Genomic DNA, 24,297 nt, shown 5'->3' on the forward strand with positions numbered 1-24,297 from the left:
TTAATGACATTGCAGGTTAGAATATTCAGAAAATTTAAAAACTTGCACAAAGTAAAAATTGTTGTTTAAAAAAAGTAAAGGAGGAGAAAAATGGATTTATCAAGACGTAATTTCCTGAAACTATCAGGAGCTTCCTTGGCTTCGCTGGCGCTTGGCCTTGGTTTTGATCCCGACCTCGCTCAGGCTCAGGGATATGCACTTAAGATTGAAGGTACAAAAAAAATTCCGAGCATTTGTCATTTTTGTTCCGGAGGGTGCGGCTTGCTTCTCTATATCAAGGATGAAAAGCTGGTGTATTTAGCCGGGGATCCCGATCATCCGACCAATAACGGGGCACTTTGTTCTAAGGCAGCCAGCTTGAGAGAAGTTGCTTATTCTGAGGCTCGGATTACGAAACCGATGTATCGTGCTCCGGGGGCAAATGAATGGCAGGAAATATCCTGGGACGAGGCTATCGACAAAGTAGCCAAAAAAGTCAAAGATGTCAGGGAGAAAACCTGGAAGACTGATGCCGATGTCATTAACGCAGCTACAGGGAAGACCGAGAAACTCGCTGTCAACAGGACTGAGGGGATTGCTGTCCTAGGATCGGCTGAAATCGACAATGAAGAATCCTACTTAGTTAAAAAACTATCAATGCTTTTAGGGACGCCCTATAACGAACATCAGGCCCGGATATGACACGCGCCCACGGTGGCAAGTTTGTCACCTTCATTTGGCCGTGGTGCCATGACCAATTCCTGGCCGGATCTGATGAATGCTGAACTATTCTTAATTGCAGGCTCAAATTGTGCCGAAAACCATCCCATTGCTATGCGGTGGATCAATAAGGCCAAGGAGCGCGGAGCAAAAGTGATTGTGGTTGATCCCCGTTTTACACGGACAGCCTCGCAGGCAGATATATTTGCTCAGATTCGCCCGGGTACAGATATTGCCTATCTGGGGGCTATCATCAATTATATATTGGAAAATGAGCTCTATGATCGCGATTATGTCCTTAACTACACAAATGCTCTGTACAAAATAAGCAAGGATTTTCAATTCAAGGATGGACTATTTTCCGGATTTGACCCCGAAAAGAAAAAATACAAAACCGATAGTTGGGGTTATCAGCTAGACGAATCTAACAAACCGGTTAAAGCTCTGGTCCTTAATGATCCTGACAGCGTCTTCAGCAAATTGAAAGAGCATTATTCCCGTTATGATATGAAAACTGCTGAGAATATTACAGGGATACCTGCATCAAAAATTAAGGAAATTGCTGATGCTTTCTGCAGTGCCAAACCCGCGTCCATCCTTTATGCATTAGGGATGACCCATCACACAACGGGTGTGCAAGGTATCCGGTGTTACGGCATTATCCAGCTGTTGATGGGCAATATCGGCAAAGCGGGAGGCGGTATCAACGCTTTGCGCGGCGAGCCGAATGTCCAGGGTTCCACGGATATGGCCAATCTCTATAATAATCTGCCAGGTTATCTTCCGGCCCCCTCCCATTCCGACAAGACACTCAAAGATTATTTGGTACGAAACGGCTCCAACCGGGAAAAACATCTCGTATCGTTATTGAAGGCCTGGTTCGGAGATAAAGCGACCAAGGAAAACGACTATTGTTTCAATTATCTGCCAAAGTATGATTCCAATGTTAATTCAAGTTTGGTTCGAATTTGGGATGCGGTGAATAAAGGCCAATTCCAGATGATGTTGAATATTGGCTCCAATTCATTGGTATCCGTACCAAACCTCGAAGTGGTCCGTCAGGCTTTGCCCAAACTAGAGATGTTGGTTGTCTCTGATCTATTTGAAATTGAGACTGCCCAGTTCTGGCGGGAGCCCGGTGTTGATCCATCTAAAATTATGACGGAAGTAATCTTTTTACCGGCTGCCTTTGTCTATGAAAAAGACGGGACGCTGACGAACTCAGGCCGCTGGGTTCAGTGGAAGGATGCAGCACTCAAGCCCCTTGGCGAATGCAAACCGGATTTGGATATGCTCGATCTGTTGTATAAGCGGGTGAAAAGCTTATATGAAGGCAGTACTGATCCCAAAGACAGACCGATTCTCGATGCGCGCTGGGATTACGGCCATGAGCCGAAAGCGCTTAAGGTTTTGCAGGAATTAAACGGCTATGATGAAACAAGCGGGGAATTATTGCCGACATTAGCCGATTATCTCAAAGCACCGGTCGGGTCAGTATCTACCGGATGCTGGATTTATGCCGGTGTTACCGGGAAAGGCAATTTGGCTGCACGCCGGGGAGATGCAGATCCCTCTGGACTTGGATTGTTCCGCGAATGGAGCTTTGCTTGGCCGGGAAATATCCGTATTTTATACAATCGTGCATCCTGCGATGCCCAGGGACAGCCTGTGGATCCCAAACGCAAATTAATTTGGTGGGATGCGGCCAAAAATGTTTGGGCTGGCAATGACGGTGCTGACGTAGTCGACAAGACCAAAGGGCCTGACACTCCGGAAGGAAAGCTGGCTTTCCGTATGAATCCGGAAGGAGTAGGGCGTTTGTTTGCAGGCAAATATACAAGCGGGATACCAACAACGCCTTCAGCAGACGGCAAACCGGTTGGCGGCGTGAATGTAGGGGGGACCTGCAACGATGGTCCGCTACCAGAGTTTTACGAGCCGGTGGAAAGCCCTGCGGAAAATATCTTCCATCCGAATGTATCAAGCAATCCGATTGTGGCAATGCCCAAAACATTGCCCGATGTTCAGAAGGTTGGTAACCGTAAAGATTATCCCTATGTGCTGACGACTTATGGCGTAAGCGAACACTTCTGTGCCGGCGGTATCACCCGTAACATTCCGATGCTGAACGAACTGATGCCGGAACCATTTGCAGAAATCAGCAAAAACCTTGCAGCGAAGATTGGCGTACAAGATGGGGACCGCGTTGAAATATCCTCGGCACGCGGCAAGGTTGAGATTCGTTGTCTTGTCACAGACCGCATTCAGTCGTATGAGGTACATGGACAGCCGACCGAAACGATCGGTGTACCTTGGAGTTGGGGTTTTGCATCTTTAAATCCTGGATCAAGCATCAATGAAGTAACCATCGGCGTAATTGACCCGACAGCAGGAACACCCGAATATAAATGTTGTCTGGTCAATATAAGGAGGGCTTAGAGATGGCAAAAAAAATGATTTTGGTGGACGGATCCAAATGTACCGGCTGCAAAGCCTGTTCAGCAGCCTGCAAGGAATGGAATGATCTTCCGACTGAAAAAACCTCTCTCGTCAAAAGTTATCAGAGTATGGCCGGTTTTACACCAAACACCTATACGTATGTAACATTTGAGGAAAAGTATGAAAATAATAACATGCACTGGCTGATGCGCAAGGCGCAGTGTTTCCACTGCGAGGATCCCTCTTGCCTGAAAGCGTGTTCTTCAAGTGCCATATCTAAAACAGATTCCGGGTTTGTGGTCATTGATCAAGATAAATGTATTGGATGCGGGTACTGTGCGCAGTTTTGCCCGTTTAATGTGCCAAAGGTTGATAAAACCACAGAGAAGGCTAACAAATGCACCGGCTGCGTAGGCAGAGTGGAAAATGGTCTTGAGCCTGCCTGCGTAAAAATCTGCCAGCCAGGAGCGCTGTCATTCGGTAATTACGATACCATGCTGGGGATTGCCCAAGCACGGTTGGCCGAGGTAAAAAAGAAGTTCCCCAACGCTAATCTTTATGGCCAGAATGGGCAGGCAGGTACAACCTACCGCTATATTTTGCTCGATGCGCCTGCCGCCTATGGACTGCCTGAAAATCCATCGACCGATTTATCACTTTATCTATGGAAAGATATTATCCGGCCTATCGGCAAAATTGCGATGGGAGGCGCTGCTGCGGCAGTTGTTGCTGGAGTAGTGATTAATGCAATCAAGGGGAATTATCAAAAAGAGCCTTTTGAGGATCACCATCAAATGAAGAAGGAGGAGAAAATGTAATGGCTGCTCAAAAACCAAATTTACCTCGAGTTCCCGGCAAAATTCTACGGTTTACTAAAGGGGAAAGATTGAGCCATTGGGTTCATGTCGTAAGCTTTTTTGTTCTCCTCCTTACAGGATGGGGAATATTGTCCGAGTTTTTCCGACCGGCATTAATGATATTTGGTGGCGTCGATGTTTCTCGGATCCTCCACAGGGTTTTTGCCGTGATCTTTGTGGTGGTCATTGTGGCTATGTTTTTTGTCAAAGACCCGAAATATCACTGGGAATGGCTGCGTTCTGCTTTCCGGTTTACGAAAGCGGATATCCAACATATCACGGCTTTCCCTAAGGAGTTTTTTGGAGGACACGCCAACTATCCGGCCCAAGGCAAGTTCAGCGGCGGAGAAAAGATTAACTCTCTGATTACGATCCTGGGTTCCGCATTCATCACCTTGAGCGGATTTATCATGTGGTCCCCTCAGGTTTTTCCTGATCAGTTGGTCCGGATAGCTTATCCGGTTCACGATCTGTCGATGTTTATGATGGTTACAGCATTGATGGGACATCTCTATTTGGCTTTGCTTCATCCTGAATCAAGGGCTGCTCTGCCGGGCATGTTAAAGGGATACGTCTCGGAAAAATTTGCGAAGGCGCATCACGCTGCCTGGTATGAAGAGGTCAAGGACCAAGAGAAATAGTCGAAAGCCAGAACCGGTACGGTAAATCATTTTGACACTGTCTTAACCTTTGGGAGGGATGCACTTGTGTACTGAAAAGATCGATGGAGGACAAGCAACAAGTTTGTCTGCTGTCAAAGAGAACTATTTAAAAATGAGAGCAGAGATCACTGCCTGGCAAAAAGAAAACAACCTGAAGGATTTGAAATTACCGTCGAGATCCGGGCAGTATCCATTATTCACCATCAATGATTTGCCGGAAAACGCCATCATTGATTTATGGGACAGGTTGAACATTGTTGCGGAAGAAAAGATAGACCACTCCAAACTTGCCGTTCTCCAAGATGAGTTCAGCGCAGGTCGTATTCAAGGAAACGAACCTCTTTTCAGCCGTCTGAGCTTAGCAATAGCTGGGGTAGCTCAAGCGGTATATCAGCAACTGCCTATCTCTGCAAGTGTGGATGATCAGCCAATGTGCCCATGTCCGGTTTGTGGTGAAGATAATCTTATGACAACATTGGATGCGTTGAATGGAAAACGCTTTCTACATTGTCTTGTCTGCGGAAACGAGAGGCCAATAAAAATATCGGGCTGCATACACTGCGGCAGTGAAAATTCTTCTCAACAAACGTATCTCAATTCTGCCGAGTTTCCTGGAGTGGAGGTTGTTGTCTGTTTAGATTGCGGCCAATATTTTAAAGAAATCGATTTGCGCGAACGGAGAGTCGAGGATTTAGATTGGGAGAATATACGTACACTGCCCCTTCACTACGCAGCCGAACAATGGATTTTAAAGAACAGACCGATATTGAGCTTAAACTGAATAGGCGGCCACCGCATTCATGACTAGACGAGAAAATCAGGTGATTTGGAAGATCACCTGATTTTTTTTTGCCTGAGCTCCCGCTACATGGTAAAATATATAGGCTATAATGTATCAGGGAGGAATCATTGTGTCAGGTCATTCCAAATGGGCGAATATTAAACATAAAAAAGCTAAAACCGATGCCATCAAAGGCCGCATTTTCACAAAATTAGCCAGAGAGATCATGGTGGCCGCACGTGCGGGCGGTGCAGACCCGAACGGGAACTTTAGGTTAAAAATTGCGATTGATAATGCCAAGGCAGCCAACCTGCCGAATGACAATATTCAGCGCGCGATCCAAAAAGGTGCCGGAGCAGGGGAAGGCGCTAATTATGAAGAACTGCGTTACGAAGGCTATGGTCCCGGCGGAGTAGCGATCATGGTGGAGCTGATGACGGACAACAGGAACCGGACAGCATCAGAGATGCGTCATCTTTTCTCAAAAAACGGCGGCAACCTTGGAGAAACCGGCAGTGTCAGCTGGATGTTCACAGAAAAAGGACAGCTTGATGTACCGAAAGAAGATTTAAAGATGGATGAAGATGAAATCATGCTTCTGGCGCTTGAAGCAGGTGCAGAGGATGTCGCGTCTGAAGATGAGAGCTACGAAATCTTCACCGAGCCGGACAGCATGCAGGAAGTCAGACAGGTGCTGCTGGATAGTAAGATACCGATTGAAAATGTGGCCATCAATCTGATTCCGGTCAACCGCGTCGAGATTGCCGATATTGAACAAGCGAAAAAGATCATTAAGTTGATTGATTCGTTGGAGAGCCATGATGATGTTCAGAAGGTCTATACAAACTTTGATCTTGCCGAATCACTGGAAGATGCTGATCTCTAAACCGTATCTTCCGCCTCGATAGATAAGATTTAGGATTGAACATGGTATGAGTATAGGATGATAAGCTTGACAAGATACTGGAATAATGGAATGCGGATCACAGAAGGAGCAAGAAGATGTTAATTCTTGGCATTGACCCGGGAACCGCCATTATGGGGTATGGATTAATCGAAAAAAATGGCCAAAAGCTTTCCCCGGTCACTTATTCCTGCTGGCGGACTCCGTCTGACTTGCCGATGCCGGATAGGCTCAGAATGCTTTATGAATCTCTGGAGGATTTCTTGGGAGAATATTCACCTGATGTGATGGCTGTCGAAGAATTGTTTTTTAACCGCAACACTACGACGGCGATTACGGTTGGACAGGCCAGGGGAGTCATTCTGCTAAGCGCTGCCCGCCGAAATATTGAAGTATTCGAATATACACCCTTGCAGGTCAAGCAGGCTGTGGTCGGATACGGTAAAGCAGATAAAAAGCAGATACAGTATATGGTCAAGGCAATCCTGTCGCTGCAGGAAACGCCTAAGCCTGATGATACGGCTGATGCATTGGGCATCGCCATATGCCATGCGCACAGCATGGGACGCCGGATAAATGGAGGAATGTTCAAATGATCGGAATGCTGCGGGGGACTGTGTGGACAGCCGAAGCGGACCGCCTGGTACTAGATGTCGGCGGCGTAGGCTATTTACTCCATGTTCCGGTAAGTTCAATGGTAAAGATCAGGCAGGGGGAAGAAACTACCCTGCATACCCATTTAATCATGCGGGAAGATGATTTGTCTTTGTACGGCTTTTTGACCCGGGATGAAAAAGAGCTGTTTCTGCAGCTGCTCAGCGTAACCGGGATTGGTCCAAAGGCAGCACTGAGTATTTTGTCGGCTTTTTCTGTCAGTAAGATCAAGACGGCAATCGTCTGTGAGGACGTTTCTCAATTGACCGAAGTCCCTGGAATCGGTGGCAAAACTGCGAAGAGAATCATTCTGGAACTGAAAGAAAAGATCAAGGATGTTGATATTAAAGCCGGAACGGAAGATCTAGGCTCCTTTATCCCGGCCAACGATACCCTGGAGACACTGCTGGCTTTGGGCTTTTCCCGCTATGAAGCGCGTGACGCCCTGACTAGGGCGGAAAAGAGAGGACTGTCTTCCATGGAGGATCAGCTCAAAGAAGCACTTCGCCTGCTTGCAGGACCGTCCGAGCATATGTGATTTATCCTTTATATTATATTAAAAACGATATCAGGGTAAGTCCGGGGGCCACAATACCGCTTTTCGGCCGTTGTGCCATCCGTGGCACAAAAGGCCGCGCTCTGCATCGTGCTCCGCTCACAGCGGAACTGTGGCCCCCAGACTAATCTTAGGTTTTCAAGCAGGTTGGCATGTTGGAAAGTCAGAATGAAGCGCATTCCTGTTGTAAAATAACATTTGACTACTACAACGATTCAGAAGCATAAACTTTGAAATTAAGCTTTTACTAGCTCCAGACTAAGTCTCCGTAATGGAAGACCGGCGTCAAGCGGAGCATGGATGCGCAGGCGGCTTTTTGACGGCCACGGATGGCCTAATGTCGCGATGCCATGGATGGCAAGGAGCGACTCGTCATGGATGGCGCAATAGCCGAAAGCGGTCTTCCATTACGGAGACTTTACCCGAGCAATTTAAAAAAACATTGATTTAAAGGAGGAGAAAATTTGGAAAGAGTCATCACTTCCCTGGAGTGTCCTGAAGACCGGGAATTTGAAGCCTTAAGACCGGGCAGGCTGATGGAATATATCGGACAGGCAAGTATCAAAGAAAACTTAAGTGTCTTTATCCAGGCGGCCCAGAACAGGGGAGAGGCTCTCGACCATGTCCTTCTCTATGGTCCGCCCGGACTCGGCAAGACCACGCTGGCCAATATCATTGCGGCCGAGATGGGGGTCAATATCCGGACGACTTCCGGACCGGCGATTGAAAGGCCGGGAGATTTGGCGGCACTTTTGACATCACTCGAACCGCGCGATGTGCTGTTTATAGATGAGATCCACCGTCTAAGCAGGACAGCGGAAGAAGTCCTGTATTCCGCGATGGAAGATAACTGTCTGGACATCGTGATCGGTAAAGGGCCAAGCGCCCGTTCCATCAGGCTGTCCCTGTCTCCGTTTACGCTGATCGGTGCGACGACCAGAGCCGGGCAGCTGACGTCTCCTTTGAGGGACAGGTTCGGGGTTATCAGTCGGCTGGAATTTTATACGACGGAGGAACTGCTGCAGATCGTCGTCAGGGCTTCGCGGATTCTGAAAGTGGATTTGTCATCGGACGGAGCGGAGGAGATTGCCAAGCGTTCCAGAGGGACACCACGGGTCGCCAACAGGTTACTTAAAAGGGTAAGGGACTATGCGCAGTTCTGGGGAAGCAGGATTGTTGATTCTCAGACGGCAGCCAAAGCAATGGATAAGCTCGAAGTTGATCCGATGGGCCTGGACAGTCTGGATCAGAAAATTCTGCTGGCCATTATCCGAAATTTTGACGGAGGACCGGTTGGTCTGGAAACGTTGGCTGCTACGGTAGGTGAAGAGGCTGAGACCCTGGAAGATGTTGTGGAACCATTTTTGCTGCAGAGAGGTTTCCTGCAGCGGACACCAAGAGGTAGAATGGTAACGAACCAGGTCTACAGCTATTTTGGATTGGATCTTCCAGCGAATGTACAGACGGGACTTTTTTGTGAATCAGAAAGTAAATAGCTTTCTGATTCATTTAAGGGCAAAATTAAGGCTTTCGCCAGCGTCAAAAGCTTGGCGTAAGCCAAGCTTTCTATAGGAAAATTATTGAATATACTGAACGATAGTTGGGCAATCTGTTTAACAGCCGGATAGTGAAGGAGTCGATTCGAATGTTTTTCCATGGCTACGGTGTTAAACAGAGCGCTTTTTTGTCTAAAGCTTTTTGCCTATTATTTGCTGTAATGCTTTTTTTGATTACCCTGACACCGAATGCAGCGCTTGCAAGGGAGGTAACTGTGAAGCTTGTCTGGCAGTTTCCTGAAACCGGCTGGTTGGAAATTGAAGTCAGACAGGGCAGTTATACCCTCGACTATAATGATGTTAGCGTCAGTTTAACAGCCGGGGACCGCTGCCAGATCGGACAGAGCAGTATGGTAGATTTCCTGGCTGTCGGTGACCAGTTCGTGATTCTGGAGAAAAATAAAGTTAAGTTTACTTCTCAAGATCAGGGCGTTTTTCGGGTCAGAGAACCCGAAAAGGATTGGATCAGCTACCGCGGAAATCTTTCCATTGTGAAAGAAAACGGTTGCTGGAAGCTGTATAATTCACTTGAGCAGGAAGACTACTTGAAAGGCGTCGTTCCGATAGAGATGAGCAATGCCTGGGCCGCAAAAGGTTTCGAAGCCCTGAAAGCGCAGGCGGTCGCCGCAAGGACATATTTGCTGAAAAATATAAATGGTGGCGTTATCACGGATTCACCCAATATCCATCAGGCTTACCTCGGCAGATCAGTGGAAGGGGAAGCCAGCCAGGCGGTGACAGCAACGACGGGAGAGGTCCTGACTGATCAGGATACCGGCAGACCCATTTCAATTTTCTACTCTTCACATAACGGTGGTTATATGGAGGCCCCCCAGAATGTCTGGCAGAATCAGGACGCTCATTATACGTCCACTCCAGATCCGTTTTCCAACGGCATTGGAGGCTATACCGATCACTGGAGGTTTGTAATTGCCGCGGATGTTCTTGGAGAAGCTTTTGATCTCGCCCCGGTAAGACAGGTGAAGCTGGCGAAATATGTATCGGGCCGCGTATACCGTGTCGTGCTTCAAGACTGGTTAGGCAACGAAAAATTGGTATCCGGCGGAGATTTCGTTCGCAAGTTTTATCCTGAAGGACCTCTTTCAAATGATTCTTTCCTTGGAAGACTATTTCAGGTAGAATATATCATGCCTGTACTTCAGAAAAATACCCCGGAGACTCCGGAGATTTCTTTGACTGGGAATTCTTTGGCAGGGACCTCTGCGGAAGAAGGCACTGGTCCGCTGCTCTCCAGGATCAAAAGCTCCAATGACGGTATAGCAGAAAAACCTGGGATATACGGTGTATTTGTTTTCAACGGCAGGGGCTGGGGACACGGCGTCGGGATGTCCCAATGGGGTGCCTATGATATGGCAATGCAAGGTTATTCTTATCAGGATATCCTAAACTATTACTACAAAAATATTGATTTGGTGAAAATGGAGTAGCAGAGAATGAGGTTGGAGGATTTTGATTACGACTTGCCGGAAAGGCTGATTGCCCAAACGCCGGCAGAACCGCGGGATTCATCAAGGCTGATGCTGGTGGATAAAGCCAAAGGTGAAATATTTCATTACTTATTCCAGGATATTGTACAATTCTTCAATGCGGGAGACGTACTTGTCCTGAACAAGACCAGGGTGATTCCGGCCAGATTAATTGGGCAAAAAGAAGGTACCGGAGCAAAAATTGAGGTGCTCCTGCTGAAGAGAATAGACAGGGACCGCTGGGAAGTCCTGGTTAAGCCCGGCAAAAGGTTAAAACAGGGTCAAACCGTTGTTTTCGGGGGAGGACTTTTGTGCGGAGAACTGATCGGAATTCTTGACGACGGAAACAGGATCATTCATTTTACGTATTCCGGCTTGTTTGAGGAAGTCCTGGACAGTCTCGGCGAGATGCCTCTGCCTCCATATATCACAGCAAAATTAAACGATAAAGAGCGGTATCAGACTGTTTATGCCAAAGAAAACGGTTCGGCCGCGGCACCTACTGCAGGCCTGCATTTTACGGAAGAGCTGCTGCAGAGGATTACGGACAACGGAGTCGAGGTTCTTGAAGTCCTGCTGCATGTCGGGCTGGGAACGTTTCGGCCGGTGAAGACGGAAGAAATCACCGAACACCAAATGCACACGGAGTATTTCAGCATAGATTCTGAGACTGCCGCCAGAATCTCTCTGGCCAAAAAAGAAGGCCGCAGGGTGATTGCGGTTGGGACAACCGTAGTCCGGACGTTGGAATCCGCAGCGGGACTTTGTCAGGATGCTTCCGGGAATGTGCTGTCCGAAACTGAAGGATGGACGGATATTTTTATCTACCCCGGATATCAATTCAAAATTGTCGATGCCTTAATCACGAATTTCCACTTTCCGCGCTCGACACTGCTGATGTTGGTTAGTGCATTTGCAGGCCGGGAATTGATTTTGGAAGCGTATCAGACCGCAGTCCGTGAGAAATATCGTTTCTTCAGTTTTGGGGACGCCATGTTTTTAGTTTAACATGGGAAAAATGCACGTATTCTAATTCCGGTTAACACATGGAGAAGGCCATGTTTCCGGGTTAATTTCACAAAAAGAGAGGAAGAAATGTTTTGGCGGCCGTTAAACTGGAAATACTAAAGAAAGACACCCGTACCAAGGCCCGTCTGGGAAGACTTCATACGCCTCATGGCATGATAGAGACGCCTGTGTTTATGCCGGTGGGGACTCAGGCTACCGTAAAATCTGTCAGCCCGGAAGAACTGAAGGCGCTCGGAGCCAACATGATCTTAAGCAATACCTATCATCTGTTTTTGCGTCCGGGTCATGAACTGATTAAACGCGCAGGCGGCCTGCACAAATTTATGAACTGGGATGGCGCGATTTTGACCGACAGCGGGGGGTTTCAGGTTTTCAGTCTCGGTGATTTACGGAAAATTACCGAAGAGGGAGTGGAATTCCGATCCCATCTTGATGGCTCCAAACAATTCTTAAGTCCGGAAAAAGCGACGGAAATTCAAATCGCTCTTGGTTCGGATATTGTGATGGCTTTTGATGAGTGCACGCCTTACCCGGCAAACCGGGAGTACACGAAGAAATCCGCTGAACGGACCTTCCGCTGGCTGGAGCGCTGCAAAAATACGCTGACGACTACAGATAAGCAGGCACTTTTCGGCATTGTTCAAGGCGGGATGTATGAGGATCTCCGCAAACAAAGCGCTCAGGAAATTACCGAACTCGATCTGCCAGGGTACGCGCTGGGAGGCTTGAGCGTCGGCGAACCTAAAGAAATGATGTACGAAGTGCTGGATTATACCGTTCCGCTGCTGCCCGAAGCTAAACCAAGATATCTGATGGGTGTGGGTTCACCTGATGATTTAATCGAGGGTGTCATGCGCGGAATTGATATGTTTGATTGTGTGCTGCCGACGCGTATTGCCCGAAATGGGACAGCAATGACGAGGTTTGGCAAGGTTGTGGTCCGTAATGCCACATATGCCGATGATTTTACGCCGATTGATCCTACCTGCAGCTGTTATGCCTGTCAGAATTATTCCCGGGCGTATATCCGGCACCTGATCAAAGCGGATGAGATTTTCGGACACCGGCTGATGACGATCCATAACTTGCACTTTCTAACCCATTTAATGAAAGAGGTCCGCCAGGCGATTGCCGAAGACCAGCTTCCGGAATACCGGAAACAATTCTTTGCGGACTATGGTTATAAAAAATAAGACAATCATATGAAATATACGTATAGATAATAAGGTCCTGAAAATTAGCTTAGAAATTAAGTTAAAATAAAAAAATTTAAATAGAAAAATTATCTAAATACACGCTGAATTTGCGGAATAAAGATGATATAATGAAATGAGTATGCATATTTAGGTAATTTACAATTAAGGGGGATTCTTTACTTATGGATCAAACCACGACAACGATGATGTATTTTGTACTATTTGTAGTTATGATTATCTTTATGTTTGTTTTGCCGAGCAGAAAGCAGAAACAAGAGCGGCAGAAACTGATGGAGTCCATTAAAATGAAGGCTAAAGTCACAACGATTGGCGGGATATTGGGCACCATTACCAAAATAAAAGAAGATACGCTTGTCATCAAGATCGCCAATAACGTTGAAATTGAAATACTGAAGTCTGCGATCAAAAGTGCTGAAGGCGGCAAAGATACACCTGTCAAGAGTAATAAGAAGAATAAGCCTGAACCTGAAGAAGAGGTTGAAGAGACTGAAGTAATCGATGAAGACAACGATGCTGAGGTTAAATAATAAACTGCGTTAAACAACAGTTCTGATTACGGAAATTTGTTATTGGCGAAGTTTGAAATCTATTGCATAGTATCCAAATATAAGCAAGTGCTGTAACACTTGCTTATAGCTTTGAAATTGACACCTCAAATGCAAAAGGGATATAATGATGCTTGTATGGGCAAGTCCCTTTATTCTATTAGGAGGAAAAAGAATGAAACGGGGAAATACTTTAAAACTTGCAGTAACTGTCATTCTCGTTGCTGTTGTCGTTTTCTTTTCGATTCAGCCGCTGACGAATTCTGAAACCGGGATTCCGTTAGGACTTGATTTACGCGGTGGCGTTCATCTGGTTTTACAGGCTGAACCGGGTAAAGATGGCGCAGCGATTACCAACGACGATATGGATAAAGCAAGGGCTGTCATTGAAGAACGTGTTAACGGGCTCGGAGTATCCGAACCCTATATTCAGACGAACTATGATAAAAAAAGAATTATTATTGAATTGGCCGGAGTCGCTGATCCCGATGAGGCTGTTAAAGTTCTGCAAACAACCGCTAAGCTGACTTTCCGGGATCCGGATGGAAATATCCTGATGGACGGCTCCATGCTGAAGAATGCCCAGGCAGCGGTCGATACTTCCAGAGGTCGCACGGATTATGTCGTGCAAATATCGTTTACTTCTGAGGGTACCTCAAAGTTTGCGGATATCACAACGAAATATCTCGGTCAAAAGATTGGTATCTATATGGATGAGAGGAAGATCCAAGATCCGGAAGTTTCTGTGCCGATTGTGGACGGGCAAGGTCAGATCCAGGGCTATTCGTCGTTGGAAGAAGCAGCCCAGTATGCTGTTATGTTCCGTTCCGGTGCATTGCCGGTCAGCATGAGCATTGTTGAAAAAAACCAGGTGGGTGCGCTTCTAGGTGCGGATTCTTTGAATAAGAGTTTAAATGCGTGCGTCATTGCGCTTATCTTTATTTTCTTATTCATGCTGGTGCTCTATCGTTTACCAGGGTTGGTCGCTGACTTTTCACTTATCGTTTTTTCGGTGATTGTACTCTGGGTCTTATACGGAATCGGGACGGTTCTTACTTTGCCAGGCATAGCAGGATTTGTCCTTTCTATTGGAATGGCCGTCGATTTGAATATTATTGTCTACGAAAGAATCAAGGAAGAACTAAAGCTTGGCAAATCGCTGCGGGCTGCCGTGGATGCCGGATTCAGCCGGGCCTTCATTACGGTGTTTGACTCCAATATTACGACCATTTTTGCTGCCCTGGCATTATTCCTGCTCGGGTCTGCTTCGATCAAAGGTTTTGCAATTACGTTGATCGTCGGTATTGTTGCGAGCCTGTTTACGGCCATCACGTTTACCCGCTGGGTTATGCGCTGGATTGTCGGAATCAACCCGCGGATGAGCAAATGGCTGTTTGGCGTAAAGGAGGTAAAATAAGTGGCTGACAAGTATAAAGACAAAAAAACACCTAAAAATGCGGCCCCGGTCGTTACCCCTGCCGCCAGCGAGGCCAGTTACGATGATGTCAAACATGAACATAGATTATATTTTAATATAGTAAAAAAACGCTATATCTGGTTTGCGCTTTCTTTGCTTCTCTTGATTCCTGGTATTGTTTCTCTTTGTACGCAAGGACTGAATCTCAGCATCGACTATAAAGGCGGTTCGATGTTCAATATTCAGTTTAACGAAAAAGTAACCCAAGCGGATATCAACCAGGCCATGGATTCTGTCGGGCTGACCGGTAGCGTACAGCTGACAAATGGTGACATTTCGGCTATCGTCAGAACGGAAGCTTTGGATCAGACCAAGAGGGACGAGCTTCTGGCGGCAATTCAGAAACAGGCTGGAACGTTCGATATAAAAAATGTTGAAGAACAGCTTGTTCAGCCTGCTATCGGCAACGAACTGAAATCGGGAGCGATGAAGTCGCTGGCTGTTGCGTCTGTTTTGATCCTGATTTATGTTTCGTTCCGTTTCCGTTTTGTTTATGCTGTCTCGAGCGTCATTGCGCTTCTGCATGATATACTTATTACTTTGGGCTTGTTCTCAATATTCCAGTGGGAAATTGATGCAGCGTTCATCGCGGCAATTCTCACCATCTTTGGTTATTCGATTAATGATACCGTCGTCATCTATGACCGTATCAGAGAGAATGAAAGACGCATGAAAAAGAAAGACAGCTTCGAGGATATGGTGGACAAATCTGTCTGGCAGACGATGGGCCGTTCCGTAAAGACTGTCTGCACCGTGCTGATTGCTCTGCTCGCGATCTTCCTCCTGGGCGGAGAATCGACCAGAACCTTCTCCCTGGCAATGATTATCGGCGTATTCTTCGGTGCCTATTCTTCCATTTGCATTGCCAGCCAGCTTGTCGTTGAGATCAAAAAGAGAACAAGCGAAGACAATAAGAAAGATAATCCGGTCGAAAGCTAAATTTACGCTATCATTTGAGGACCCCGGATTTTCCGGGGTCTTTTTGACATTCATGGAGAAGTTAATGCTGCCGGAGCAGTACCAAGGACAGCAAAGAGAAGCGTTATTGCTGATATAATTCATACATAATTACATAATACTAGTCTCCGTAATGTATAGACAGCGTAAGCGGAGCATGGATTGCGCAGCGCGGCTATTTGCGTCATGGAGGACGCAATTTGCCGAAAGCAGCTATACATTATGGAGACCAGCCCAACTAAGATACCACATACGCTTAGAAAGGACGTGGAATAATGAAGCTAACAGTTCTGGGCTGCTGGGGAGCATATCCCGAAGCAGGAGAGGCGACATCAGGGTATCTTCTGCAGACAGGCAGGCATAAGGTCCTGTTGGACTGCGGCAGCGGGGTATTGGCAAATTTATGGAAGCATGTTTCCCACGAGCAGATCGACGCGGTTTTTATCTCCCATTTTCACCATGACCATACGGCAGACCTCGGATGCCTTTTGTATGCGAGTAAATTTGCGTTTGCGTTCAAGAAAAGAACAAAGCCGCTTCCTGTTTATGCAAGTAATCAGCCGGGACGTTTTAAGGAATTAACCTTTGGTGAATATAGCAACGGTATCGAAATAAAGCCGGATGCGGTTCTCAATCTTGACGGCTTGAAAATATCCTTTGCGCCAACCGTTCATGATGCCTACAACCTGGCAATGAAGTTCGAATATGCCGGCAAAGTCCTGGTCTATACCGGTGATCTTGGGCCTGCATCTGATTTAAGCCGGTTTGAGGGCGGAGCAGATTTGTTGATTACTGAATCAAGCCTGTATGCCCATGAAACCGGCTTATTCCAGGGGCATTTGACTTCTGTCGAAGCTGCATCCCTGGCAAAACAACTCGGGGCGAAAGCACTTCTGCTGAGTCATTTTCCGCATATTGGTGAGACGGCCAACCTGGCTGCGGAGGCTTCCCGGTGTTATGCCGGCAAAATCTATCTGGCAAAAACCAATCTTACAGTAGAATTTTAATTGGAGACAGTGTGCGTCCTTCATTTAAGTTAATAAACAACAAGTAAGTTAATAAACAACATGAGCAATGAATAGACTGAACTGATATAGTTCGTGCATTTATTTGTGTTCTGTACTATAATACATACAAGAGAGAGGAGAGATAGCAGAATGAAAATGACCGGAGCACAAGCAATCATCGAATGTCTTAAAAAGGAAGATGTACAAGTCGTTTTTGGCTATCCCGGCGGATCGGTTTTAACTTTGTATGATGCGCTGTATATGTCTGAATTTCCTCATGTTCTGCCAAGGCATGAACAGGGCGCAATCCATGCTGCCGACGGCTACGCCAGGGCAACCGGCAAGGTCGGCGTGTGTATGGCGACTTCCGGCCCCGGGGCCACGAATCTTATCACTGGAATTGCCACAGCTTATATGGATTCTGTCCCGCTGGTGCTGATTACCGGTCAGGTTGCCGTACCTTTTTTAGGGCGGGATTCCTTTCAAGAAGCGGATATACGCGGGATTACAACCCCGATTACCAAACATAATTACCTGGTTAGGGATGTCAGGGATTTGCCGAAGACCGTGAAAGAAGCTTTTTATATTGCACGTACGGGCCGTCCGGGTCCTGTTTTAATTGATATTCCGAAAAATATCTTTGCTGAAGAAATAGATTTTGAGTATCCCGCAGAGGTTAATTTAAGAGGTTATACCCCGGTCTGTGAGGGAGATAGCCAGACGATGAATGCCGTATTTGACGAGCTTAAATTCGCCCAAAAGCCTTTGTTTTTTGTCGGGGGCGGCCTAAATCTGTCGGACACTTCTGAGATCATGCGAAAAATAGTAGCCTATACCGGGGTGCCAACGGTCTCGAGCCTGATGGGGCTGGGCTGCGTCTCGAGCGATGATCCGCATTTTTTTGGCATGATCGGGATGCACGGCACGTATGCCGGGAATATGTCCACAACCGAGACGGATCTGCTGATTGGGATCGGCGTGCGTTTCGATGACCGGGTCACAGGACGGTTGGATCAGTTTGCTTCTAACGCTAAAATCGTGCATTTTGATATTGATCCGGCTGAAATCAATAAAAATGTCCGGACAAATATCCGGGTGATTGGCGATTTGCGTTGGACACTCGAGAAGTTCTATCAAAAACTGCAGGAGAAACCTGCCCAAGAATGGCAGGATCAGTTTAAACCGTGGCTGGAAAAGTTGTCTGGCTGGAAAAAAGAAAAACCGCTCACGTATAAAAAGGATACGGATGAAATACTGCCACAGCCTGTGATTGAAAAGATTTGTGAAATCACAGAAGGAAATGCAGTTATGGTTACGGATGTGGGGCAAAATCAAATGTGGACCGCCCAGTTCTACGGTTTTAAACACCCAAGATCCCTGCTGACTTCCGGAGGACTTGGAACGATGGGTTACGGCCTTCCGGCTTCCATGGGAGCCAAGGTCGGGGAACCAAATAAGAAGGTCATTTGCATATGCGGCGATGGAGGCTTTATGATGAATTGCCAGGAGCTGATGACGATTGCCGACTTAAATTTGCCTGTCAAAGTCATGATCTTAAATAACCAATCTTTGGGGATGGTTGCCCAATGGCAGCGGGAATTTTACAACAGCCATTATGCACATTCCTGTATGAGAACGAAAGCAGACTTCGTCGAAATCGCCAGAGCGATGGGTGTTCCTGCCGTTCGTCTTGATAAGAAAGAAGAAATTGAAGCTGTGCTGAAAAAAGCAATCTTCTCGGAAGGCCCATTCCTGATAGATATCCGTATTCCTGAAGAAGAGGATGTTTTGCCGATGGTTCCGACCGGGGCCGGTTTAAACCAAATGATATTGGGGGGCTGAAAATGAAACATACCTTAGTCGTATTGGTGGAAAATAAACCGGGTGTTTTGACCCATGTTTCCGGGTTGATCAGCCGCAGGAATTTTAATATTGAAAGCATTAACGCCGGCTATACCGAGGAAGCCGACATGTCCAGAATCACTATTGAGGTTGATGCCGATGATGAATATGAATTGGAACAGGTTGTTAATCAGCTCTCCAAGCTAATTGATGTGATCAAAATCATTGATCTTACAGGAAAGGACAGGGTACACAGAGACCTGGCCTTAATCAAGGTGAAGGCTTCGCCGGAAAATAGGGCGGAAATTGTAAACCTCGCCGAAATTTTCCGGGCCCATATTGTCGATGTTAATAAAGAGACTATGATCATCGAGTTGACCGGTGAAGATGTCAAAATTGATGCAATTTGCGAACTGCTTGATGACTACGGAATCATCGAAATCGTCAGGACCGGCAAGATAGCCATCTGCCGGGGCCCAAAAGCCGCCAAAGACGTCTAACCAAACATTGAATTGCAACTGCGGATCCCAGATGGTCCGTAGTTGCTGTCATATTCGTAATAAACGAGGCCCCGGCGATGAAGAAGGGATAAGCGTATGTATGTAGAAAATTTGTTAAGACTAACTCAAAATTGATTTGTTACTTTGAAATGGAATTTTTCGGCAAGGAGGTATACGGATGAATGCTTTTACCCGGTCAATTGTCCAGGTTTTGCGTGGGTCAGCGAAGGCCTTTCAAACTTTTCCAGCTGCAATTGCCTGTGCTTTCGGTTTTGCCGTCGTAACGTTGATCAGGATTCAGCTTGACTGGCCGCAACAAGAACCTTATAACTTTCTGTTTAACTGTCTGCATTGGGCTTTTGCAATGGGTGCGGTATTCAGTCTGACCGCAATTACTGCTGCCCAAAGCCGTATCAATCAGAAAAAGGCTTTTCTGGCTGCTAACCTGCTCGGTGTCGTGACTGTAGCAATGACCTTCCTGGCGCTTTACCTGTTTGGAGGAACAATCCCGGATGAATCCCGCTATGCTATAGTTACAACTCTGGCTGCTACCCGTGTGAGTATGGCAATGCTGGTCAGTTTTCTGGTTTTTATCATCCTGGCCGGATATCCCAAAGACCAGTCTGATTTCTCCAGGTCCTTATTCATGACGCAAAAAGCCTTCTTTATCGCTATCATTTACGGAGCAGTGATTATGGGCGGGGCTTCCGGGGTTGCAGGTGCTGTCCAGGCCTTGCTGTATCACGGCATGAGCAGCAAGGTTTATATGGTTATCGGGACCCTGACCGGCTTTTTGGTTTTTACGATTTTTGTGGGCTATTTTCCGGATTTTCGCAAAGGAAAAGTCGACGAACATCGTGAAGTGGCCCAGAAACAGCCGCGGTTTATTGAAATTCTGTTTGGCAGCATCATGATTCCGATTATCCTGGCGTTGACCGCAGTTCTGCTTCTATGGGCGGGCAAAACGACGATGAGCGGCATAGGTGCATCGTCTTTCGTCCAGCTTTCAGGCATTGCCTCAGCTTATACCATCGGCGGGATTTGGCTCCATATGATGGTCACCAATTACGAATCCGCACTGGCAAAATTCTATCGCCGAATTTATCCGATTGCCGCTCTGGTAATTCTCGCCTTCGAAGCCTGGGCAGTCGTGATCCAGCTGGGTAAGTCAGGACTTAAAACGATTGAATATTCCTTCATACTGATCTGGATTGTGGCCTTAGCAGCGGCTGTCCTGCTGATGATACGAAAGGCCAGATCACATGCTGTAATTGCTGTCCTGACTTGTGTGCTTGCGGTATTCTCCGTATTACCAGTCGTTGGCTATCAGGCACTGCCGGTCACTGCGCAGGTAAACCGACTGGAAAAGATCTTGGTCAGCCAGGGAATACTGCAGGATAACCAGCTGACTCCTTCAGCTGTCCAACCGGAACGCGCAGTACGTGAATCGATTACCGATGCAGTTGACTATTTGGCCAGTGCCAGTGAGGCAAAGCTGCCGTCCTGGTTTGATCGACGTCTTGCCCAGAGCGATGTCTTCAAAGACAAACTAGGTTTTGATAAAACCTGGCCGGAACCTGAGGATATGCCGGGAAAAGACAATTATATCGCAACATCCCTGATGTTACCGGCCGAACCCGTAGATATCAGCGGTTACCGCTGGGCTATTAATATGCAGATGGAATCTGTAAAGCAGATGGGAACTGTAAATGGGAAGGAATATATCACAATTGACGGCGACAAAGGCACCTATAGCATCTATTGGACGTACCCTGCCAATAACAATATCCCGTCTTTGAAAATTATGAAGGATGACCGTGTGATTCTCGAACAGGATATGAACGGTTATCTCGACCAGATTGCTGCAAAGTTCCCGCCGGGTAAGGCGGAAACCTATCAGGCAGCTTTGGATGATATGTGCCTGAAGCTGGAAACACCGGAAGTGAGCGTACTGCTGGTCTTCAGCAACATTGATATTAGCATGGACCCCCGTGAAGATCGGATCAATTATTGGCTTAACCTTGATGAGTTGTACCTGAAAGAGAAGTAAGACATCTAAAATCTAAAGTTTTAAATTGATCTCTAATTGAATGTAGTTCTTGCTCGAATAGTAGCAGGGACTATTTTTTCATCAAGAATTTATAAGATTTGGCCGCAAAGTATAATTATTCCAGCGCGAACGGGGCAATACTATACAAGATTAGACATTGACAAAAAGCAGGGTGACGGATTGTTGTTTTGGAATCTGCTGGGTTTGGAATCAATCCTGATTTGTGCGGCGGGTATAACGCTTCTTGGTAACTACTCCGGTCTCGTGATTGCGGGCCTAATTGTATCTGCAGTCAATTTTGTGGTGAATGAACCAGGAAGTATTCTGTTCTGGGAAATCATCATTCTTGCCTATATATGTTTTGGATTAATTACGGCGTATCTGTTGAATAGGAAAACACACAATTTTCGTGTCCTCAAGGTAGCTGGCGGAAGTGTTACTTCGCTGTTCCTGTTTGGAATGCTACTGCCGTTTATACCGGCGATCCTGATTTGGACTGCTATTATAGGCATCCCGCTCGTTTTCAACTATCGGAGTATTTCCAGAGCGATTGTGCTTCAAGCAATTTTTAAGTTTATTTTTTGCACAGGTTGGCTTATTATAGGAAATATACTATATTAATGATACGAATTAATGATACAAAGGAGGGAAAAGTATGGTCATTTTGTTAGTTTCAATCATTATTGCGCTCATTGTGGTGATTTTTGCGGTTCAAAATGCAGCAGTTGTTCCAATCCATTTCTTATTCTGGACAGCAGATTTGCCGCTGGTTCTCGTTATTTTCTGTTCGGTCTTTGCCGGTGCCTTACTGATGTTCTGCCTTGCACTCCGCCGGGAATTGAAGTGCAGGAAAGAAACCAAAGTCAATAAACGATTTACCAGCAAAAGGGCTCCAGCTTCGGATGCTGATCCGATTGATATACCGCAGAAGGATAGTCAGAACAAAGACAGTCAAACTGTTGCCAAAGAAAATACTGCCGGCGCTTCTGAATATCAGAAATAGGAATGATTTATGGAAAACAACTTGTGGATTTTATCACAAAAAACGTATTCGGGTGAAGCATTTTTAGAAAAAGCGGGACTCTCCCGCAGTACCCTGAGTATTCTTCATAACCGGGGTTATTCTTCGAGAGACAGTGTTTTGGAATTTTTGAAGCCGTCGCTGCTGGACCTGCATTCTCCGTTCTTGTTTAAAGATATGGAGGTCATCCTGCAAAGGCTTGCCAAGGCCAGGACAGATCAGGAAAAGATTTTGATCTACGGGGATTACGATGCCGATGGGGTAACCGGAACAGCCTTGCTGTATAAGGGCCTGATCAGTCTTGGGTATCAGGTCGTTGTCTATATCCCGAGCCGGGAAGAAGGCTACGGCCTGCATTCGGAAGCTATCGAGAAAGCAAGCCAGAACAATATCTCGCTGATTATCACTGTTGACTGCGGAATCTCGGCAGTTCAAGAAACGGCATTTGCCAAAACGCTGGGCATCGATATGATTATCACGGACCACCATGAACCACCGGATGAGCTTCCTTGCGCAGTCGGAATATTAAATCCCAAAATAGTGGATTCAGGTTATCCGTTTCCGCATTTGGCCGGTGTCGGGGTAGCCTTTAAACTCCTGCAGGCCTTATACGCACGTTTAGGTTATTCTGAGGCGACATTTGGCTCGGAGAACGATTATCTTGATTTGGTCGCACTCGGAACGATTGCGGATATTGTCCCACTCGTCGGGGAAAACAGAATCCTTGTCAAAAACGGGCTGACCGTGATGGAAAATACTAGGCACTCCGGGATCAGGGCGATGCTGGAGGAATGCGGCCTTCTCGGCAAGAAGCTTAAGGCAGGTCAAATCTCGTTTATTGTTGCCCCGAGAATTAATGCCGCCGGGAGAATGGATACAGCGAGGCTGGCACTGAACCTACTGCTTGAAGAGAGCTATGATGATGCGTTGGAAATGGCCAGGGAACTTAGCAAGGAAAACAATCAGAGACAGCTTACCGAAAAGGAGCTCCTTTGTGATGCTGAACGCATACTGGCTGAAGGCCCGATACCCAATGTCATTGTCTTGTCCTCACCGAACTGGCATCACGGGGTGATCGGCATTGTCGCTTCACGGCTCGTGGAGCGCTACAAGCGGCCGGTCTTCCTTATTGCCGAGGAAGGAGATACTGGGAAAGGCTCAGCCAGGGGAATCGCGGACTATCATGTTCTCGACGAATTAAAAAAACAGGCGGATACTTTAAGCAAATTTGGCGGTCATAAGCAGGCAGCCGGATTTACGGTTCCTGTTGACCAGATCCCGCAGCTCAGGGAAGGACTTAACAATAGTTTTCTTGAACTTGGGATCATCTTTAAGGAACGTTTTCAGATCGATTCTATTATATCGTGGGATGAATTGAATGTTCAGTTATTGGAAGAGCTGGAACAAATGGCTCCGTTTGGGGCAGGAAATCCAGCACCTGTCTTAAGAACGGATGGCCTTGCCGTCCAAAGCGTTTCTGTTGTCGGTAAAGGCCGGGAACATTTGAAAATGACGCTCGCAGCAGCAAAGCTTAAACGGGAAGCTATGGCGTTTAAAAAGGGACAAGAATTTGATCTGGTCAAAAACATCGATATGATCGATATTATTTATAATCTTGAGCTGAACAGCTACGGTAATGTCGAAACCATCCAGGCCGTTGTCAAGGATTTCCGTCCTTCCGGTGTCGAAGCCGAGCAGGAAATCGCCTGTACGGCTGAGGGATATTCCGAATCGGAGCCAGCCATTAGCGGGAGCCTTCCGGATTTCGAGACTGCCGCTTTCAAAGAAAAGATTTCGGGACCACGTCTTTCCCGAAAGATACTGGCTGATTTCTATCGAAATCTTAAGAGCGTAACGGATGAGCGCGATTTTATTCGGTGGGAACCGTCTGCGGAAAAACCTGAAATGCAGCTCAACATCATGAAAATATTTGAGGAACTTGGCATCATCAGCTGGTATGGCGGAACAGGCCCGTATTTATTTAAATTAAACAATATCGAGAAAACCTACTTGCAGACTTCTTTGCGTTTCAGGGTCTGGAGCGAATAGGAACCCAG

At 46.7% G+C, this 24,297-nt stretch carries 21 protein-coding genes; all 21 read left to right on the plus strand.

Features of this window, described 5'->3' with window-relative positions:
• The first annotated feature begins 90 nt into the window (after positions 1-90).
• On the plus strand, positions 91-3,138 hold the full coding sequence (gene fdnG, locus AB3489_RS06435; RefSeq protein ID WP_368294393.1) for a formate dehydrogenase-N subunit alpha: 3,048 nt from the start codon (positions 91-93) through the stop codon (positions 3,136-3,138).
• Between the two features lie 2 nt (positions 3,139-3,140).
• Positions 3,141-3,956: a 4Fe-4S dicluster domain-containing protein gene (locus AB3489_RS06440; RefSeq protein WP_368294394.1), complete on the plus strand. Its 816-nt coding sequence runs from the start codon at positions 3,141-3,143 to the stop codon at positions 3,954-3,956.
• A complete protein-coding gene (locus tag AB3489_RS06445) occupies positions 3,956-4,636 on the plus strand; it encodes a formate dehydrogenase subunit gamma (protein WP_368294395.1) in 681 nt (226 codons plus the stop codon). Before AB3489_RS06440 ends, AB3489_RS06445 begins: the two co-directional genes overlap by 1 nt.
• Before the next feature lie 58 nt (positions 4,637-4,694).
• The gene (gene fdhE / locus AB3489_RS06450; RefSeq protein WP_368294396.1) at positions 4,695-5,438 is read left to right on the plus strand and encodes a formate dehydrogenase accessory protein FdhE; all 744 of its coding nucleotides are present in this window, start codon (positions 4,695-4,697) and stop codon (positions 5,436-5,438) included.
• 130 nt (positions 5,439-5,568) lie between these two features.
• The gene (locus AB3489_RS06455) at positions 5,569-6,324 is read left to right on the plus strand and encodes a YebC/PmpR family DNA-binding transcriptional regulator (RefSeq protein ID WP_019225936.1); all 756 of its coding nucleotides are present in this window, start codon (positions 5,569-5,571) and stop codon (positions 6,322-6,324) included.
• Between the two features lie 116 nt (positions 6,325-6,440).
• Entirely contained in the window at positions 6,441-6,938 is a 498-nt protein-coding gene (ruvC, locus tag AB3489_RS06460; RefSeq protein ID WP_368294397.1) for a crossover junction endodeoxyribonuclease RuvC, read from the plus strand.
• The gene (gene ruvA / locus AB3489_RS06465) at positions 6,935-7,534 is read left to right on the plus strand and encodes a Holliday junction branch migration protein RuvA (RefSeq protein ID WP_368294398.1); all 600 of its coding nucleotides are present in this window, start codon (positions 6,935-6,937) and stop codon (positions 7,532-7,534) included. The genes ruvC and ruvA overlap by 4 nt, the downstream gene beginning before the upstream one ends.
• A 482-nt stretch (positions 7,535-8,016) precedes the next feature.
• Entirely contained in the window at positions 8,017-9,048 is a 1,032-nt protein-coding gene (gene ruvB / locus AB3489_RS06470; RefSeq protein ID WP_368294399.1) for a Holliday junction branch migration DNA helicase RuvB, read from the plus strand.
• Between the two features lie 149 nt (positions 9,049-9,197).
• Positions 9,198-10,556 (plus strand): SpoIID/LytB domain-containing protein, encoded by a 1,359-nt coding sequence (locus AB3489_RS06475; protein ID WP_368294400.1) that lies wholly within the window; start codon positions 9,198-9,200, stop codon positions 10,554-10,556.
• Positions 10,557-10,562: 6 nt separating this feature from the next.
• The gene (gene queA / locus AB3489_RS06480; protein ID WP_368294401.1) at positions 10,563-11,603 is read left to right on the plus strand and encodes a tRNA preQ1(34) S-adenosylmethionine ribosyltransferase-isomerase QueA; all 1,041 of its coding nucleotides are present in this window, start codon (positions 10,563-10,565) and stop codon (positions 11,601-11,603) included.
• Positions 11,604-11,695: 92 nt separating this feature from the next.
• A complete protein-coding gene (gene tgt, locus AB3489_RS06485; RefSeq protein ID WP_368294402.1) occupies positions 11,696-12,817 on the plus strand; it encodes a tRNA guanosine(34) transglycosylase Tgt in 1,122 nt (373 codons plus the stop codon).
• Between the two features lie 185 nt (positions 12,818-13,002).
• On the plus strand, positions 13,003-13,368 hold the full coding sequence (gene yajC, locus AB3489_RS06490) for a preprotein translocase subunit YajC (RefSeq protein ID WP_019225943.1): 366 nt from the start codon (positions 13,003-13,005) through the stop codon (positions 13,366-13,368).
• A gap of 193 nt (positions 13,369-13,561) precedes the next feature.
• On the plus strand, positions 13,562-14,803 hold the full coding sequence (secD, locus tag AB3489_RS06495; RefSeq protein ID WP_019225944.1) for a protein translocase subunit SecD: 1,242 nt from the start codon (positions 13,562-13,564) through the stop codon (positions 14,801-14,803).
• Positions 14,804-15,802 carry a protein translocase subunit SecF gene (secF, locus tag AB3489_RS06500; RefSeq protein WP_368294403.1) on the plus strand — a complete coding sequence of 333 codons (999 nt, stop codon included), beginning with the start codon at positions 14,804-14,806 and terminating at the stop codon, positions 15,800-15,802.
• Between the two features lie 293 nt (positions 15,803-16,095).
• Positions 16,096-16,827: an MBL fold metallo-hydrolase gene (locus AB3489_RS06505; protein WP_019225946.1), complete on the plus strand. Its 732-nt coding sequence runs from the start codon at positions 16,096-16,098 to the stop codon at positions 16,825-16,827.
• 150 nt (positions 16,828-16,977) lie between these two features.
• The gene (ilvB, locus tag AB3489_RS06510) at positions 16,978-18,669 is read left to right on the plus strand and encodes a biosynthetic-type acetolactate synthase large subunit (protein WP_368294404.1); all 1,692 of its coding nucleotides are present in this window, start codon (positions 16,978-16,980) and stop codon (positions 18,667-18,669) included.
• A 2-nt stretch (positions 18,670-18,671) separates the two neighbouring features.
• Positions 18,672-19,169, plus strand: a complete 498-nt coding sequence (ilvN, locus tag AB3489_RS06515; protein ID WP_019225948.1) for an acetolactate synthase small subunit — start codon at positions 18,672-18,674, stop codon at positions 19,167-19,169.
• A 178-nt stretch (positions 19,170-19,347) separates the two neighbouring features.
• A complete protein-coding gene (locus AB3489_RS06520; protein ID WP_368294405.1) occupies positions 19,348-21,219 on the plus strand; it encodes a DUF4153 domain-containing protein in 1,872 nt (623 codons plus the stop codon).
• A gap of 180 nt (positions 21,220-21,399) precedes the next feature.
• The gene (locus AB3489_RS06525) at positions 21,400-21,840 is read left to right on the plus strand and encodes a hypothetical protein (RefSeq protein ID WP_019225950.1); all 441 of its coding nucleotides are present in this window, start codon (positions 21,400-21,402) and stop codon (positions 21,838-21,840) included.
• Positions 21,841-21,874: 34 nt separating this feature from the next.
• Positions 21,875-22,222 (plus strand): lipopolysaccharide assembly LapA domain-containing protein, encoded by a 348-nt coding sequence (locus AB3489_RS06530; protein WP_019225951.1) that lies wholly within the window; start codon positions 21,875-21,877, stop codon positions 22,220-22,222.
• A gap of 9 nt (positions 22,223-22,231) precedes the next feature.
• Positions 22,232-24,289 (plus strand): single-stranded-DNA-specific exonuclease RecJ, encoded by a 2,058-nt coding sequence (gene recJ, locus AB3489_RS06535; protein ID WP_368294406.1) that lies wholly within the window; start codon positions 22,232-22,234, stop codon positions 24,287-24,289.
• Positions 24,290-24,297 lie beyond the last annotated feature (8 nt).

This window comes from Dehalobacter sp. TBBPA1 (genome assembly GCF_040931655.1).
Classification (GTDB): Bacteria; Bacillota; Desulfitobacteriia; order Desulfitobacteriales; family Syntrophobotulaceae; genus Dehalobacter; species Dehalobacter restrictus.

Bases quoted from the DNA above. Each gene is read 5' to 3' on its own strand.
- ilvN (WP_019225948.1), top strand. From the start codon at position 18,672: ATGAAACATACCTTAGTCGTATTGGTGGAAAATAAACCGGGTGTTTTG.
- AB3489_RS06520 (WP_368294405.1), top strand. From the start codon at position 19,348: ATGAATGCTTTTACCCGGTCAATTGTCCAGGTTTTGCGTGGGTCAGCG.
- AB3489_RS06440 (WP_368294394.1), top strand. From the start codon at position 3,141: ATGGCAAAAAAAATGATTTTGGTGGACGGATCCAAATGTACCGGCTGC.
- AB3489_RS06475 (WP_368294400.1), top strand. From the start codon at position 9,198: ATGTTTTTCCATGGCTACGGTGTTAAACAGAGCGCTTTTTTGTCTAAA.
- queA (WP_368294401.1), top strand. From the start codon at position 10,563: ATGAGGTTGGAGGATTTTGATTACGACTTGCCGGAAAGGCTGATTGCC.
- AB3489_RS06445 (WP_368294395.1), top strand. From the start codon at position 3,956: ATGGCTGCTCAAAAACCAAATTTACCTCGAGTTCCCGGCAAAATTCTA.
- recJ (WP_368294406.1), top strand. From the start codon at position 22,232: ATGGAAAACAACTTGTGGATTTTATCACAAAAAACGTATTCGGGTGAA.
- fdhE (WP_368294396.1), top strand. From the start codon at position 4,695: ATGCACTTGTGTACTGAAAAGATCGATGGAGGACAAGCAACAAGTTTG.
- secD (WP_019225944.1), top strand. From the start codon at position 13,562: ATGAAACGGGGAAATACTTTAAAACTTGCAGTAACTGTCATTCTCGTT.
- AB3489_RS06530 (WP_019225951.1), top strand. From the start codon at position 21,875: ATGGTCATTTTGTTAGTTTCAATCATTATTGCGCTCATTGTGGTGATT.
- ilvB (WP_368294404.1), top strand. From the start codon at position 16,978: ATGAAAATGACCGGAGCACAAGCAATCATCGAATGTCTTAAAAAGGAA.
- yajC (WP_019225943.1), top strand. From the start codon at position 13,003: ATGGATCAAACCACGACAACGATGATGTATTTTGTACTATTTGTAGTT.
- ruvC (WP_368294397.1), top strand. From the start codon at position 6,441: ATGTTAATTCTTGGCATTGACCCGGGAACCGCCATTATGGGGTATGGA.
- ruvA (WP_368294398.1), top strand. From the start codon at position 6,935: ATGATCGGAATGCTGCGGGGGACTGTGTGGACAGCCGAAGCGGACCGC.
- AB3489_RS06505 (WP_019225946.1), top strand. From the start codon at position 16,096: ATGAAGCTAACAGTTCTGGGCTGCTGGGGAGCATATCCCGAAGCAGGA.